The organism is Kitasatospora sp. NPDC032150, assembly GCF_055579945.1.
The window spans coordinates 1-15,191 of sequence record NZ_JBVIMH010000032.1 but is presented as its reverse complement, the minus strand read 5'-3'; the positions used below and the strand labels follow the sequence as shown (position 1 = coordinate 15,191).

The 15,191-nt window shown below is 69.6% G+C and carries 12 protein-coding genes; 7 read left to right on the top strand and 5 right to left on the bottom strand.

The features are described from left to right. Positions 1-67: 67 nt before the first annotated feature. The gene (pruA, locus tag ACZ5ON_RS28585) at positions 68-1,696 is read left to right on the top strand and encodes an L-glutamate gamma-semialdehyde dehydrogenase (RefSeq protein ID WP_465598733.1); all 1,629 of its coding nucleotides are present in this window, start codon (positions 68-70) and stop codon (positions 1,694-1,696) included. Positions 1,697-1,867: 171 nt separating this feature from the next. Then, positions 1,868-2,797 carry a proline dehydrogenase family protein gene (locus ACZ5ON_RS28580; RefSeq protein ID WP_465598731.1) on the top strand — a complete coding sequence of 310 codons (930 nt, stop codon included), beginning with the start codon at positions 1,868-1,870 and terminating at the stop codon, positions 2,795-2,797. Positions 2,798-2,889: 92 nt separating this feature from the next. On the opposite strand, the gene ACZ5ON_RS28575 is transcribed toward ACZ5ON_RS28580, so the two are convergent. Next, positions 2,890-3,444 (bottom strand): Uma2 family endonuclease, encoded by a 555-nt coding sequence (locus ACZ5ON_RS28575; protein ID WP_465598728.1) that lies wholly within the window; start codon positions 3,442-3,444, stop codon positions 2,890-2,892. Between the two features lie 543 nt (positions 3,445-3,987). On the opposite strand from ACZ5ON_RS28575, the gene ACZ5ON_RS28570 reads away from it, so the two are divergent. Continuing rightward, complete coding sequence (locus tag ACZ5ON_RS28570; protein WP_465598726.1) at positions 3,988-5,325, top strand: cytochrome P450; 1,338 nt, start codon at positions 3,988-3,990, stop codon at positions 5,323-5,325. Between the two features lie 146 nt (positions 5,326-5,471). Here the strand turns inward: ACZ5ON_RS28570 and ACZ5ON_RS28565 are convergent, their stop codons facing one another. Next, positions 5,472-5,957 (bottom strand): carboxymuconolactone decarboxylase family protein, encoded by a 486-nt coding sequence (locus ACZ5ON_RS28565; RefSeq protein WP_465598723.1) that lies wholly within the window; start codon positions 5,955-5,957, stop codon positions 5,472-5,474. A 192-nt stretch (positions 5,958-6,149) separates the two neighbouring features. On the opposite strand from ACZ5ON_RS28565, the gene ACZ5ON_RS28560 reads away from it, so the two are divergent. After that, positions 6,150-7,091 carry an RNA polymerase sigma-70 factor gene (locus ACZ5ON_RS28560; RefSeq protein WP_465598721.1) on the top strand — a complete coding sequence of 314 codons (942 nt, stop codon included), beginning with the start codon at positions 6,150-6,152 and terminating at the stop codon, positions 7,089-7,091. Between the two features lie 272 nt (positions 7,092-7,363). Next, the gene (locus ACZ5ON_RS28555) at positions 7,364-9,724 is read left to right on the top strand and encodes a GH92 family glycosyl hydrolase (RefSeq protein WP_465598719.1); all 2,361 of its coding nucleotides are present in this window, start codon (positions 7,364-7,366) and stop codon (positions 9,722-9,724) included. 104 nt (positions 9,725-9,828) lie between these two features. Here the strand turns inward: ACZ5ON_RS28555 and ACZ5ON_RS28550 are convergent, their stop codons facing one another. The 3 genes from ACZ5ON_RS28550 to ACZ5ON_RS28540 form a co-directional block, all read right to left on the bottom strand. Continuing rightward, positions 9,829-10,020: a DUF397 domain-containing protein gene (locus ACZ5ON_RS28550; protein WP_465598717.1), complete on the bottom strand. Its 192-nt coding sequence runs from the start codon at positions 10,018-10,020 to the stop codon at positions 9,829-9,831. Then, positions 10,017-10,826 carry a helix-turn-helix domain-containing protein gene (locus tag ACZ5ON_RS28545; protein ID WP_465598715.1) on the bottom strand — a complete coding sequence of 270 codons (810 nt, stop codon included), beginning with the start codon at positions 10,824-10,826 and terminating at the stop codon, positions 10,017-10,019. Before ACZ5ON_RS28545 ends, ACZ5ON_RS28550 begins: the two co-directional genes overlap by 4 nt. A 368-nt stretch (positions 10,827-11,194) precedes the next feature. After that, entirely contained in the window at positions 11,195-13,126 is a 1,932-nt protein-coding gene (locus ACZ5ON_RS28540; protein WP_465598713.1) for an AfsR/SARP family transcriptional regulator, read from the bottom strand. A gap of 442 nt (positions 13,127-13,568) precedes the next feature. Here ACZ5ON_RS28540 and ACZ5ON_RS28535 point away from each other — a divergent pair, with 442 nt between their 5' ends. Then, positions 13,569-14,414 (top strand): hypothetical protein, encoded by an 846-nt coding sequence (locus tag ACZ5ON_RS28535; protein WP_465598711.1) that lies wholly within the window; start codon positions 13,569-13,571, stop codon positions 14,412-14,414. Between the two features lie 71 nt (positions 14,415-14,485). Then, positions 14,486-15,191: NlpC/P60 family protein (locus ACZ5ON_RS28530; protein ID WP_465598709.1), on the top strand; the 706-nt coding region annotated here is incomplete at its 3' end.

Here is a 15,191-nt window from a genome sequence, read left to right as displayed (position 1 = left end):
ATACCGTTCGTCCATGGCCGGCGTGCGACCCTCGCCGGCACCCATGACGAGAAGGAGAGCGAGCGCCATGGATGCTGTGACCCAGGTCCCCGCGCCGGTGAACGAGCCGGTCCACAGCTACGCCCCCGGCAGCCCGGAACGGGCTCGCCTGGAGGCCAAGCTGAAGGAGCTGGGCGGCCAGGAGCCGATCCAGCTGACCATGACGATCAACGGTGAGCGCCGGATGGGCGGCGGCGCCGAGATCCACGTCGTCCAGCCGCACAATCACGCGGCTCGGCTCGGCACCCTGCGCAACGCCACCCAGGACGACGCGCGGGACGCCGTCGACGCTGCTCTGGCCGCTGCCCCGGCCTGGCAGGCGCTCTCCTTCGACTCGCGCGCCGCGATCTTCCTGCGGGCCGCCGACCTGATCGCCGGTCCGTGGCGCGAGACGCTGGCCGCCGCGACCATGCTGGGCCAGTCCAAGACCGCGCAGCAGGCCGAGATCGACACCCCCTGCGAGCTGGTCGACTTCCTGCGCTTCAACGTGCACTTCGCCCGGCAGATCATGGCCGAGCAGCCGGTCTCCTCGCCCGGCGTGTGGAACCGCAGCGACCACCGCGCGCTGGAGGGCTTCGTCTACGCGATCACGCCCTTCAACTTCACCGCCATCGCGGGCAACCTGCCCACCGCCCCGGCCCTGATGGGCAACGTGGTGGTGTGGAAGCCGTCCCCGACCCAGCAGTTCTCGGCGCACCTGCTGATGCAGGTCTTCGAGGAGGCCGGCCTGCCCAAGGGCGTCATCAACATGGTGACCGGTGACGGCCTGGCCGTCTCCGAGGTCGCACTGAAGCACCCGGCCCTCGCGGGCATCCACTTCACCGGCTCCACCGCGACCTTCCAGCACCTGTGGCGCGAGGTCGGCAACAACATCGCCGGCTACCGCAGCTACCCGCGGATCGTCGGCGAGACCGGCGGCAAGGACTTCCTGGTCGCCCACCCGTCCGCCGACAAGGCAGTGCTGAAGACCGCGATGACCCGCGGCGCCTTCGAGTTCCAGGGCCAGAAGTGCTCGGCGCTCTCCCGCGCCTACGTCCCGGCCTCGATCTGGGCCGAGCTCAAGGACGAGTTCCGCGACGAGGTCGAGGGCCTGACCATGGGCGACGTCACCGACCTGTCGAACTTCATGAGCGCCGTCATCGACGACCGCTCCTTCGCAAAGAACAAGGCCGCGATCGACCGTGCCCGGGCCGACGCCAAGGTCGAGGTCCTGGCCGGCGGCAGCTACGACGACTCGGTCGGCTACTTCGTCCGCCCGACCGTCCTGGTCTGCGAGGACCCGGCGAGCGAGTACTTCCGGGACGAGTACTTCGGCCCGATCCTCGCGATCCACGTCTACGAGGACGACAAGTACGACGAGATGCTGACCCAGATGGAGTCGGTCTCCGCGTACGGTCTGACCGGCGCCGTCATCGCCCAGGACCGCGAGGCGGTCCAGCGCACCATGCTGAAGCTGCGCAACGCGGCCGGCAACTTCTACATCAACGACAAGCCGACCGGCGCCGTGGTCGGCCAGCAGCCCTTCGGCGGCGGCCGGGCCTCCGGCACCAACGACAAGGCGGGCGCCAAGCAGAACCTGGCCCGCTGGACGTCCACCCGCTCCATCAAGGAGACGTTCGTCCCGCCGACGGACTACCGCTACCCGCACATGGGCTGATCCGGCCCGATCCCGGGCTCACCGGCCATCAGCCGGTGAGCCCGCCCCCGGGGACGGCGCCCGCCCGTCGCCCACCGCCACCCTTCTCGGGGCGCGCTGCGCGCGGCACCTCTGGTGGCCGCCGTCCCCGGCAACTCTCCCCTGCCTGCTGAACCATCTCCAGGAGTACCGATGCTCCGCTCCGCCCTCCTCGCCGCCTCCCGCTCCCCGCAGGTGCGCACCGTCGTCGAGAAGTTCCCGCCCACCCACGCGATAGTCGAGCGCTTCGTCGCCGGTGAGCTGTTGGACCAGGCCGTCGCCGCGACCGACGAGCTGGTCGCCACCGGCCGCAAGGTCACCCTCGACCACCTCGGTGAGGACACCAAGGACGCGAGCCAGGCGGCCGACACGGCGGAGGCGTACGAGCACCTGCTCACCGCCCTCAAGGAGACCGGCCTCGCCGCCAACGCCGAGGTCTCGGTCAAGCTCTCGGCGGTCGGCCAGTTCCTGCCGGTGGACGGCGAGAAGATCGCGCTGGAGAACGCCCGGCGGATCTGCGAGGCGGCCAAGGAGGCGGGCACCACCGTCACCCTGGACATGGAGGACCACACCACCACCGACTCGACCCTGTCGATCGCCCGCGAGCTGCGCGAGGACTTCCCGTGGCTGGGCATCGTGCTGCAGGCCTACCTGCGCCGCACCGAGGCCGACTGCCGCGACTTCTCCGGCCCCCTCTCGCGGGTGCGGATCTGCAAGGGCGCCTACAAGGAGCCCGAGTCGGTCGCCTTCCAGGGCAAGCACGAGGTGGACCTGGCCTACGTCCGCGCGCTCAAGGTCCTGATGGCGGGCGAGGGTTACCCGATGATCGCCTCGCACGACCCCAACATGATCAAGATCGCCGGCCAGCTGGCCGAGTGGAACGGCCGCAGCCGGGACAGCTACGAGTACCAGATGCTCTTCGGCATCCGCCCGGAGGAGCAGCTGCGTCTCGCCGAGGCGGGCAACACCATGCGCGTCTACCTGCCGTACGGGCAGGAGTGGTACGGGTACTTCATGCGGCGTCTCGCCGAGCGCCCGGCCAACCTGACGTTCTTCCTCCGCGCGATGGCCACGCGCGGCTGACGGACGGTCCGGACCACCGGACCACCGGACGACCGAGGGCGGCACTCCCGATGGCAGGGGGCCGCCCTCGGTGTTTTCTCACTGTCCGGCCGTCAGAAGCCCGTGGTGTCCAGCGCGAGGCCGAACGGCTCCGGCAGGCGGACCGGCGTGCCGAACGGGTGCGGGCCGTCCACGCACGCGTAGCCGAGGTCGTGCGGCTCGGAGAACAGGGTGCACTCGCGGTTCTGACGGTCGGCCAGGAGGTAGAGCGGGGCGCCGTACTGGGCGTAGCGCCTGCGCTTGATCACACGGTCGGTGTCGCCGTTGGACTCGGAGGTCACCTCGACCACGAGGAGCGTCTGATCGGGTACCAGGGCGCCGGCGCCGGCGGCCAGCTCCTCGGGGATGACGGCGAGGTCGGGCAGGTACCAGTTCTGGGAACCCGGCAGGTCGAGGTTGCCCGAGCCGGTGATGCAGCCCAGCTCGTCCACCCGGGCATCCAGCTGGCGGCGGATCCTGGCCGCGATCCGCTCGTGATCCCACATCGGAGACACCAGGACGATCCGCCCCTCGATGACCTGGGCCCACCGGTGGTCGATGAGCTGTACGGCGTACTTCAGAGCCGCTTCGTGGTCCACGTCGCCGTACGCGATGGGCTGCGCGCTCACTGTGCCGACCATCCCTTCGCCTGACCTGGCCCGATGGCTTCCCGGGGCTCCAACGCTACCGGTTCGCAGGTTACCGGGGCAGCCTTTCCCGCGCGGTCGGGAGCGGGCGGCGGGGATCACGGGAGTGTGCCGGCGGCCGCGCTCGCATGCCTCCGCGCGCCCTGAAGGCGCGGTACCGATCGTTCCGGACGCGTGCTGCGATGGGGAGTCCGCCGGGGAACGGGCGCGTCCGCGGGAAGGGAAGGACCGCTTCCGAGGGCGAAGGGGGAGGTGACAGAGTTGTGCGATCTCCTCGAAGGCCCGGACAGGCGCGCGCTCTGGCGCTACGTTGACGTTGAGCGGGACCGGACGCGCGGCACCGGTGAGGAGCGGCGCGCCGGCTGCCGCGCCCCGGGCTCCGGGCTGGGGCGGCCCTTCGTCCAGCCGCGGTGGGCCAGGACCCGTCTGGTTGAGATTGGTTGATCCCGTGGGCCGGTCTGCTGCGGAGCGGCCCTCAACTCCCGACTCGGCTCAGGAGGCAGAGTGCCGTCCACACCACCTGTCATGGCCCGCGGAGCACTGCCGCTGATCGGTCATCTGGGGCGGATCCTGCGCGACCCCATGGAGTTCTTCACCGCCGCGCGGGACTTGGGACCGGTGGTCGGGGTCCGGCTCGGCCCCCGTACCGCGTACCTGGTCACCGCCCCGGAACTGGTCCGCGACATGCTGGTGGGCAGATACCGGGAGTTCGACAAGGGCGGCTCGTACTTCGACGCGGTCCAGTCCCTGACCGGCAACGGGCTGGCGAACTGCCCGGCCCGGGACCACGTACGCCAACGCCCCCTGATGCAGCCGGCGTTCCACCCGTCCGTGCTGCCGCGCTACACCGAGATGATGAGCGCCTGCGTGGAGGAGGTCACCGGCCAGTGGCGCGCGGGCGGCACCCTGGCGCTCGACGAGGAGATGCGGCGGATCAGCTCCCTGGTGGCGACCCGCACCCTGGTGACTTCCGAGGAGGGCGCCCAGGCCGCGGCGGAGGTGGCCCGCGCGCTGCCGCTGCTGTTACCCGCGCTACACCGGCGGGTCCTGATACCGGTGACCTGGGTGCACCGGCTGCCGACGCCCGGGAACCGGCGCTTCGAACGGCTCCGGACCGGCCTGCGCGAATCCGTCGACCAGGTGATCGCCCAGTACCGGCGCAGCGGCGCGGACCAGGAGGGGGACCTGCTGTCGCTGATGATGGCGGCCCGCAGCGAGGAGGACGGGTCCGGGCTGAGCGACGCCGAGGTCCACGACCAGATCATGTCGGTGCTGCTCGCGGGCATAGAGACCACCGCCAGCCTGCTCTCCTGGACCTTCCACCTGCTCTCCCGGCATCCCGACGTGCGGAAGAAGCTGGTGGCCGAGGTCCGGGAGGTTCTGGACGGCCGGACCGCGACCCACCGGGATCTAGCCGAACTCCCGTACTGCAGACGCGTGTTGACCGAGAGCATGCGCCTCTACCCGCCGGGCGCACTGCTGTCGCGGGTCACCACCACGGACGTGGAGCTGGCCGGGAGGGCGATCCCGGCCGGCAGTGACGTGTTCTTCTGCAGCTACTCGCTCCACCGGGACCCGGAGGTCTTCGCCGAGCCGGAGGCCTTCGATCCGGACCGCTGGCTGCCGGAGCGGGTCACCACCGCCCAGCGCAAGGGCCTCCTCCCGTTCGGTGCCGGACGGCGCAAGTGCATCGGTGACACGTTCGGCCTGGTCGAGGCCACCATCGCGGTGGCCACGATCACCGCCCGCTGGCACCTCAGACCCGCGGACACCCGCCCCGTCCGCCCCGTGCTGCGCACCGTGCTGGCACCCTCCTCGCTGCGCATGACCGTCGCACGGCGGGACGCCGACGGCCGCGGGTGAGTGCCCGGGAGCCCATGGCATCGCCACCGTGGGCCGCTGCTCCGAGGCGCTTCGAGAACACCGTCCCACGAGGAGGCGGCCGCCCGGCCGTGCGCGGGCCCGGCCCGGACCGGATGATCCCGGGCCGGGCCGGATCTGGCTGCCGGTCAGCCGAACGCGGCGGCGAACATGCCGGGCTCGTAGGAGCCTCCCCGCTGGTGCACGATCACGGCGAGCCGGTTGGCCGCGTTGATCGCGGAGACCAGGCAGACCAGCGCGGCGATCTGGTCGTCGTCGTAGTGCTTGCGCACCTCGGCCCAGGTCTCGTCGGACACACCGTGGTGGGCGTCGGCGAGCCGGGTGCCCTCCTCGGCGAGTGCCAGCGCGGCCTGCTCGGCCTCGGTGAACACCGTGGACTCGCGCCAGGCGGCGACCAGGTTGAGCCGGACCGCGCTCTCACCGGCGGCCGCGGCGTCCTTGGTGTGCATGTCGACGCACCAACCGCAGCCGTTGATCTGGCTGGCGCGCAGCGACACCAGCTCCTGGGTGGACCGCGGCAGCGGAGACTGGTGGAGCACCATGGCGGCGTTGGCGAACCGCTTGAAGAACTTGGCTGCGGTCTCGTTCTCGAACATGTTGAATCGGGCGTCCATGACTTCGTCCTCACTCGTGGTGTTGCACTGGACTTGCGGTGTCGCACTGGACGAACACGAGATGCCGGCGACCCGCCCCCTGTGACGCGGCGTTCGTGTGACGTACGCCATCGCTCACGGGTGTCACAGATCTGCGGTGACCGGTGTCCTGTGCGCGTGGCACCGTCGAGAGCGAACAGGCAGGAGCAGCCGGTGGAGACCGAACACAGCGAGCGCACAGAGGGCACGACCGGGCAGCTCGCCGGCGGCGAACGCACGGAAGGCGCCACCGAGGCGTTCCTCGCCCACCGCAACCTGCTGTTCACCGTCGCCTACGAGATGCTCGGCTCGGCCGCCGACGCGGAGGACGTCCTGCAGGAGACCTGGCTGCGGTGGGCGGGCGTCGATCTCGGCACGGTGCGGGAGCAGCGTGCGTACCTGGTCCGGATCACCACGCGCCAGGCACTGATCCGGCTGCGTACGCTCGGCCGCCGCAGGGAGTCCTACGTCGGCCCCTGGTTGCCCGAGCCGCTGCTCACCGCGCCCGACGTGGCCGAGGACGTCGAGCTGGCCGAAAGCGTCTCGATGGCGATGCTGCTGGTGCTGGAGACGCTCACGCCGACCGAGCGGGCGGTGTTCGTGCTGCGCGAGGTGTTCGACCTCGGGTACGACGAGATCGCCGAAGCCGTCGACAAGAGCCCGGCCGCGGTCCGCCAGATCGCGCACCGGGCACGGGCGCACGTCGCGGCGCGCCGGCCGCGCGGGGTCGTTTCCCCGGCCGAGACCCGAGGCGTGATCGATGCGTTCCAGCGGGCGACCGAAACAGGCGACCTGCAGAGCCTGCTCGACATCCTCGCGCCGGACGTCGTCCTCCTGGGCGACGGCGGCGGAGTGAAGCAGGCCGTCCCGCGGCCCATCGTGGGGGCCGACAAGGTGGCCCGCCTGCTAGCCGCCGGGCTGGGCAGGATCACCGCCGCATGGTCGCTGCGGCCCGCCCAGGTCAACGGCTACCCGGCGCTGGTCTTCCGGCTCGACGGCGCGATCGACAGCGTCGTGGCGCTGCGCATCGACGACGGCCTCATCACCGGGCTCTACGCCGTGCGCAACCCCGAGAAGCTGTCGCACATGCAGCGGGAGACCGCCCTGCGCCGCTGAGTCCGGGGCCCTCGGAGTACGGGCGAGGGCGGGGAACAGGCGTGCCGGGTTGGCCGTCCGATTTCGGGAATCCTCCGACGTGGTCGGGGGATGGGCTCGTCGGCGCTGTGCGATCTCAAAACGCCGAGAACATCCGTACCCGGATCATCAAGCCTGTGACAGGCCGGAGTTAGACCGAATGGTTGGACGCTGGTTTCCGTCAGCACGTGCTGACCGCTGTTCAATTAGCCTTCACAGAGCCGCTCTTCTCCCGCCACCCCCTGGAGAGCTCCATGCCCGTCATCGTGAGCCCCGGCGCGTCCGGAGCACCGGGTCCGCGACCGAGCGGGCTGCAGTCCGCTCCGCGCGGCCGGGTGACCTTGGCCCTTCTCGCGTTGCTCGCGGTGCTCATCCCCCCGCTCGCCGCCGGGAGCCCGTCGGTCGCGGCCGCGCGGGCCTCCTCCGCCGCCTCCGCCGCGTCCGACGTGGACCTGGTCAACCCGTTCATCGGCACCACGGGCAGCAGCGACACCGAGTACGGCGGCATGCTGCCGAGCACGGCTCCGCCCTTCGCGATGACGCGGTGGTCGCCGATGACGCGGGACAACCACGTCGGCAGGCTGCCGTACCACTTCGGTGATCCGAAGATCACGGGCTTCATCGGCACCCATCAGCCCGCGATCTGGATGGGCGACTCCGGCTACGTGGTGGGCATGCCGGGGGTCGGCCCCGTCAAGACGGCCGAGGCGGACCGCGGCCTGCCGTACAGCCACAGCGATGAGAGGGCCGCGCCCGACAAGTACACGGTGGACATGCACCCCGCGCCGGGCCAGACCGTGCGCGCCGAGCTCACGGCGACCTCCCGGGTCGGTGTTCTGCGGCTGACCTACCCGCAGAGGACGGAGACCAACTTCCTGATCCAGGCGACGCGTTCCGGGACCACCGGGAACGTGCACATCGACCCCGCCGAGCAGGAGATCAGCGGCTACAACCCCGACCGTCAGGACAGCAACCTCGGACCGTTCAAGGCGCCCGGGTTCAAGGGGTACTTCGTCGCGCGCTTCGACACCGCCTTCGCCGGCTACGGCACCGCCGCCGGCGCCACCCAGTACGACGGCCAGGCCGACCGCACCGACCAGGACGTCGTCGGCTACGTGCGCTTCCCGGCCGGCACGGTGACCGTCACCGTGCGGATCGCGACCTCGTTCATCTCCGTGGACCAGGCGCGCGCCAACCTCGACGACGAGGTGCCGAACGGGCGGGGCTTCGACGCCACCGCCGCCAGGACCAGGGCGGCATGGGCGGACAAGCTCGACCGGGTCCACATCCAGGGGGCGACGGCCGACCAGCTCGCCATCTTCTACACCGCGATGTTCCACGCCCTGCAGTACCCGTCCGAGATGTCCGAGCAAGGCCGCTACTACAGCGCCTACGACGACGAGGTGCACAACGGCGTCAGCTACACCGGCTACTCGCTGTGGGACACCTTCCGCGCCGAGAACGCGTTCCTGACCCTGTTCGCCCCCGAGCGCGTCAACGACATGGCCACCTCCATGCTGCAGGACTACCAGCAGGGCGGCTGGCTGCCGTTGTGGAAGAACATCACCGAGACCAACATCATGGAGGGCACCAACGCCGACTCGATCATCGCCGAGGACATCGCCAAGGGTTTCCACGGCTTCGACCTCGACCTCGCCTACCAGGCCGTCCGCAAGGACGCGATGACACCCCCGGACGACGACACCACCCTGTGGTACGGCGACCGGCAGCCGGGCACCCCCGTCGAGGCCCGGGCGGGCCTGACGACCTACCTGAAGAACGGCTGGGTCGCCGCCGACCACACCGCCGAGGCGGGCACCCGCACCATGGACTACTCCTACGAGGACTGGGCCGTCGCACAGGTCGCCAAGGCCACCGGAAACACCGCCGACGCCACGTACTTCTTGAACCGCAGCGCGAACTACCGGAAGCAGTACAACGCCGCGACCGGTTTCATGCAGGCCCGCAACCTCGACGGCTCCTGGGCCGACGGCGCCTGGACCGAGGGCGACCAGTGGGTCTACACCAACGACGTGCTGCACGACGTCCCCGGCCTGATCGCCCTCAAGGGCGGTGACGCCTCCTACAGCGACTGGCTCGACGGCTACTTCGCCGGCGGACACAACAACCAGACGAACGAGCCCAGCCACCACGTCCCCTACCTGTACGACTACGCCGGCCGACCTTGGCGGACCCAGCAGTTGGTCCGGCAGATCGCCGACAGCAACTACCAGAACACCCCCGACGGCCTCTCCGGCAACGAGGACTGCGGCCAGATGTCGGCCTGGTACCTGTTCTCCGCGATGGGCTTCTACCCGGTGAACCCGGCCTCCGGCCAGTACGTGGTGGGCAGCCCCTTCTTCGACAAGGTGACCCTCGACCTCCCCGGCACCAGCCGCCCGCTGGTCATCTCGTCCCCGAACGCGCCGTCCAGCCCGTACGTCCAGGCGCTCAGCCTGAACGGCAGGACCATCGCCAGGCCCTTCCTGAGCCACACGGACCTGACGGGCGGCGGTGAACTCGACTTCGTCATGAACACCGCGCCACAGGCCTGGACCGCCACGACGACCCCGCCGCCCCGCCCGTCGGCGGGTACGTCCGCCGGTAGGCGGTGACCGCCTCATCGGCGGACAGGGGTACCAACGGGGCTCCCTGGTTGAACAGTTGGACGGCGGTGTGGTCGGCCGCCGACTCGGCCCGCCCGGGCGGGACGTCGGGGCTACTCGATGCTCTGCCGGGCGGCGTACGCGACGAACTCGGCCCAGGCGGCCGGGGTGAAGGCCAGTTGGGGGCCGTCCTTGTCCTTGGAGTCGCGGACGTGGACGGTGCCGGGGCAGGCGGCTACCTCGATGCAGTTGCTGCTCTGGGTACCGCTGTAGCTGGACTTGAACCACACCGGCTCGGTGCTCATAGCTCCTCCGCCAACTTGCTGATGAATTGTGCGGAATCCTCGGGGTTCAGGGCCCGTCGCAGGATCATTGCATAGCGCTGAGCCAGCATGCTCACCTTTTTTGCGTCGGTGTAGAGCCTGCCCATCGCCTGGCCCTCCTCGTAGGCGAACAGCTCGTGTTCGGGGGTCTGCAGGAGGACGAACGCACCGTTGAGTCCCGGGTGCGTGCCGGTGGCCGGTGTGACCTGGATGGTGATGTGGCGAGGCTCCCCGACCGCGAGCAGGTGGCGGAGCTGTTGGACGTGCGTCTCCGTGTCGCTGACCCGATGGCGCAGGGCGGCTTCGCTGATCACGAAGTAGAACGACTTCGTCTGCGTCTCCAGCAGTGACTGACGTGCCAGTCTGGTCGCGACCCGCTCTTCGAGAGTCTCGTCGTCCGGCGGCGGCCAGTTGGCGTTGAAGAGGGCCCTGGCCGTCGCCTCTGTCTGGAGCAGGCCCGGGATGAGCTGGCCCTCGTACGAACTGATCATGGTAGCCACCGCCTCGTACTGCATGAAGTCGACGGCGAAGGGCACGAACTTCTCCGGTTTCAGATAGTCCGTCGCAGCGATCAGCAACCCGCGGGCACCGCACAACTCGTCGGCCACTTCGAGCAGTCGCAGCGTGGGACGCCGCCGCCCCTGCTCCATCGACTTGATCGTCTCGTATTCGTAGTTGGACTCCTTGCCCAGTTCCTCGCGGGTCACGCCCGCGCGCTCGCGCCAGAGCTTGATCTGGTTGCCGCAGTACCGCCACGCCGTCGGCGGCTGGGACGTCTCGTTCGTCAACTCCGCACCCCCGGTGCCTGTTCGGGCATGACGCAGGTGCAGCCATCCCCGTCTCATGCTTCCCGAGGCTAGGGTCCGGCGGGCGCCGAGGAGGGGGAATCGGTGAATTCGACTCGTTCGAGTGACACTTGATGGCGCATCGAGTGCCACCCACCCCTCAATAGCACATGTCGCCAAGAGTAGTCAGTCGAGTGCTGAGCGTGTCCATCCGGGTGTACCGTGACCGCCGTAACGGGTCGCCCCGCCGGAAAGGGACGAGCCGGCCGGGTGTTGACGCACCGGGCCGGGCTCTACACCTGACCAACTGGCCCTGAAGCCAGGGTCACGCCGAAGGCGGTCGGCCGTTCCTTGTACAGCCTCCCCTGACTTCACGGCCTTGCGCTATGGGGCGATGTCAGTTCCGACTGCGGTCCATCTGAAACGTTGGTTTTGTGAGCAGCGGCGTAGCACCAGGTGAGCAGTCGCAGCAAAGCCCGATTGCGCTCGTCCTCGGCCACCTCCCGTACGGCTTGCTGGGCTGCGAACTCGCCCAGGAGGGCATGGAAGCGGTACGAGCCGGCGCTCGGGTTCTGCAACAGGTGGGCGTCGACCAGGATGTCCAACACGTCGGCGGTGTCCTCGACGCCCTCGCCGAGCAACGCGGCCGCGGCTTGCAACGAGAGAGGGTGCGCAGGCCACAGGCCCAGCAATCGGAATGCCCGCGCGGCCTCGCGATCCGATGGCCGGCCGCTGTCACGCATGGCGAGGTAGCTGGAGGCGAAGGTCGCGCGCACGGCCAGGTGTCCGGTCGAGAGCGCCTGCAGGCGTCCGCCGCCGGAGTCGAGTCGCTGTGCCAGCGTGGTCAGGGACCACGCCGGGCGGGCCGCAAGACGCGCGCCGGTGATTCGCAGCGCCAAGGGCAGACCCGCACAGGTGGCCAGAAGCCGCAGGGCACCGTCCGGGTCCTGCTGGACTCGGTCCGATCCGCAGAGGGCGGAGAGCAGTGACCGCTGCTCCTCGACGTTCAGGGGGTCCAGGCGGAGCTGGAGGGCGCCGGGCAAGTCGGTGAGTGCGGTGCGGCTGGTGACGACCACCGCGCACTGTCCACTGCCGGGCAGCAGCGGCATGGCCTGCGCGGCGTCACGAACGTTGTCGAGAACGAGTAGCACGCGGCGGCTGGCGAGGGTGGTACGCAGCAGGGCGGCGCGTTCGTCGGCGTGTTCGGGAATCGGTCGACGCTGGTCGTCGGAGTCGGCGGTCTGGTTGAGGTCGGTGAGGAAGGTGGCCAGTACGTCGTGCGGGTCTCGGGGTTCGCCGGCGCCGAAGCCGCGCAGGTCCACGTACAGTTGCCCGTCGGGGAACAGGTGACGCACCTGATGGGCCGCGTGGACAGCGAGGGCGGTCTTGCCGATGCCGCCCATGCCCGAGACGGCCACGACGGAGGGACGGCCGCAGGCCGTGGCTGCCGTCAGTCGGTCGATCACGTGTTTCAACTCGCGTGCGCGGCCGGTGAAGTCGCTCGTGTCGGCAGGAAGCTGCGCGGGAGCGGATCCCGCCGTAGCCGGTGGTGTCGACGGGATCGGTGGCTGGGCGCCGTCGGCGGCGGTGCCGTTCGCCGTCTCGGCGACACCAGCGGAGACGGGTTCGGGTTGCCAGAGCAGTGCGGGGTCGCAGACCAGTACCTGATGGTGGACGGTTCGCAGGGCTGGTCCCGGGTCGGTGCCGAGTTCATCGGCCAGCCGGACTCGGACCTGTTCGAAGGCTGACAGAGCATCAGCTTGACGCCCGCTTTGGTAGAGTGCCGTGATCAACTGGACGTGGAAGGCCTCGTGCAGCGGATACTCAGTGACCCGGCGAGCGAGTTCGGGCACCAGCTCCGAGTGCCGCCCCTGCCGCAGCTCAGCCTCGAACCACCACTCCAACGCCTGAACACGAGTGTGCAGAAGGTGCCGCACCTCCGGCTCCAGGCCGAAAGCCGCGGGCAGATCAGACAGCGGCCTGCCACGCCACAGCTCTCCCGCAGCCGCCGTATGCCGACTTACAGCCCGCCAATCCCCCTCCTCACGGGCGACCCGGGCACGAGCCAGCAACGCTGTGAAGTCCTGGACATCGGACTCACCGTCATTGACCCGCAGCACAAACCCGTTCGACACCGAGCGAAGCCGCTCTCCTCCCATCGCGCCCAACGACAGACGGAGTCGCCTCGCGTGATTGTGCAACGACGCGGTCGCACTGGTCGGCTGCTCCTCACCCCACAGGGCGTCCCTCAGACTGCTCTGTGAGACCGGCCGGTTGGCCTGGAAGAGCAGCGCGGCCAGCATCGCCCGGCTCTTGGCGCCGCGGATTTCTAGTGCCCGTTCACCATCGTGCACCGTTATGGTCCCAAGCAGACCGAACCTCATCACGTGGCCCCCCAGCCGTCGGCCATCTCAGCGCCGACACACGTTATCGATCAGTTAATCGGATGTTACTGCTCACGAACGGTTCCGGTGAAGTCGGTTTCGCGCTTTACGCGGCGGGCCGGGGCCAAGCTCGCACAGCCGCTCTGACCAGCTGCGATTCTCGCCCGGACCGGTGCCCGGCAGTCGTGTCGGCGGTCGTTGAGGGTGTGTTGCCGAAATGTGCGCAGTGATCGGCAGGATCGCTGTGGCCTTGGTCCGGCGGCGCCGAGCCGGTGGTGGCCGGCCCCTTTCACACCCTTCACCCTTCACCCTCGCCTCCTCGCGCCGATCGTGCGCGTCCTGATGTGGACGGAGCCATGCCATGCCCAGTAGTCCCTCTGCCCACGGCCTTCGTGGCCTTCGCGGCACGGTCACCGGCCTGCTGGCCCTCGGGACGGCCATCGGCCTTGCCGCCTGTGGCGCCCCAACACAGGCTCACCAGCAGACCGCCGCCGCCCGTCCGTCCACCTCCGCAGCCGTACCTTCCTCCTCGACCAACCCGACGGCCGCGCCGTCCACCGCGTCGGCCGAGCCCTCCGTACCCGCCGCGCCTTCGCCGGCGTCCGCGGCGGCCAAGGCGAGCGAGACGTCGGCCGCGCACGCACAGCAGGCCGCGATCGTCCAGCCGCCGTCGGCTGCGATGCCCGGCTGGGCGGCACGGTCATGGCAGCCGGCCGGTCCCCTGACCACCCGCTCACCGAGCGGGCACGGCATCGCCGTCAACGAGTGCGCCACCGTGCAGCACGCCACCACCTGGCAGCAGCAGGGCCTCATCGGGTCGGACCAGACCCGGGGCATCCAGGAGACCTTCGTCTTCAACACGCCCGAGGCCGCCGTGGCCGCGTACCAGGACCTGCTCGCCGCGATGAGCCACTGCCAGGACAACTCCCGTTCGCTGCAGGGCAAGTCACACACGACACCGGACGCGGTGGTCAACACCACCGCCACTACCGCCGACGGCACCGCGTGGTCACGGCAGTGGAACGCGGTCGAAGGCATGTCCAGCGAGGGCGTCCAGACCAATCACCTCTACGCGCTCCGGCACGGATCCGACCTCGTCCTCATGCGCATCGACGAACTGAGCTGGGAGTCCCGGGCCAAGCCGTACGACACCCGTAACGACGCCGCGGTGCTGGCCGAACTGGCCGGTCGCGCGGCGCGGACCTGAACCTCCCGCAGAACACATCGCACACCGCACTCCGTACGGCTTTGCCGTGCCTCTTTTCAAGGAAGGCCATCTTGATCAGCAAGAAGACCCTGGCCCGCAGCTCTGCCGCCCTGCTCGCCGCCGGCCTGGCCTCGACGGTCGTCGCCATCACTCCGGCACACGCCGACACGGTCGTGTCCAACTGGCAGGCCGTCACGAGCACCGGTTCACTCGGCCAAGACGCCGCGCCCGGTGGGACGGTGACCCGCAGCCAAGCAGTCAACCGAGCCAAGGACTGGGCGGACAACGAGGTGCCGTACAGCCCCCACGGAATCGACGCGCCGTACGGCTGGTGGAGCGACTCGGCGACCGGCGGACGGTACCGCGAGGATTGCTCGGGTCTGATATCCATGGCCTGGCAGCTCACCGAAAGCCTCAACACGGACTCGCTGCCCAGCGTCGCCAGCCAGGTCAGCATCTCCGACCTGAAGCCCGGTGACGCGTTGAACAACCGGACCGACGGACACGTGATCCTCTTCGCGAATTGGATCGACCAGTCCGCCGGGACGTTCAACTACTACGCCGAGCACCACACGGGCACGGTGACCACGGAAGAGACCGGCAACTTCAACTCCAGCATCCTCGCCGGCCACCCGACCGGCAACTACGTCGGGCTCCGGTACCAGAACATCGCCGACGACGTGGTCACCGAGAACTACTCGTTGTTCACCAGTTCTGCTGTCACCGACAAGGCCGGCACCGTTCACGTCTTCCGCATCAACCAGAGCAACGGTCACC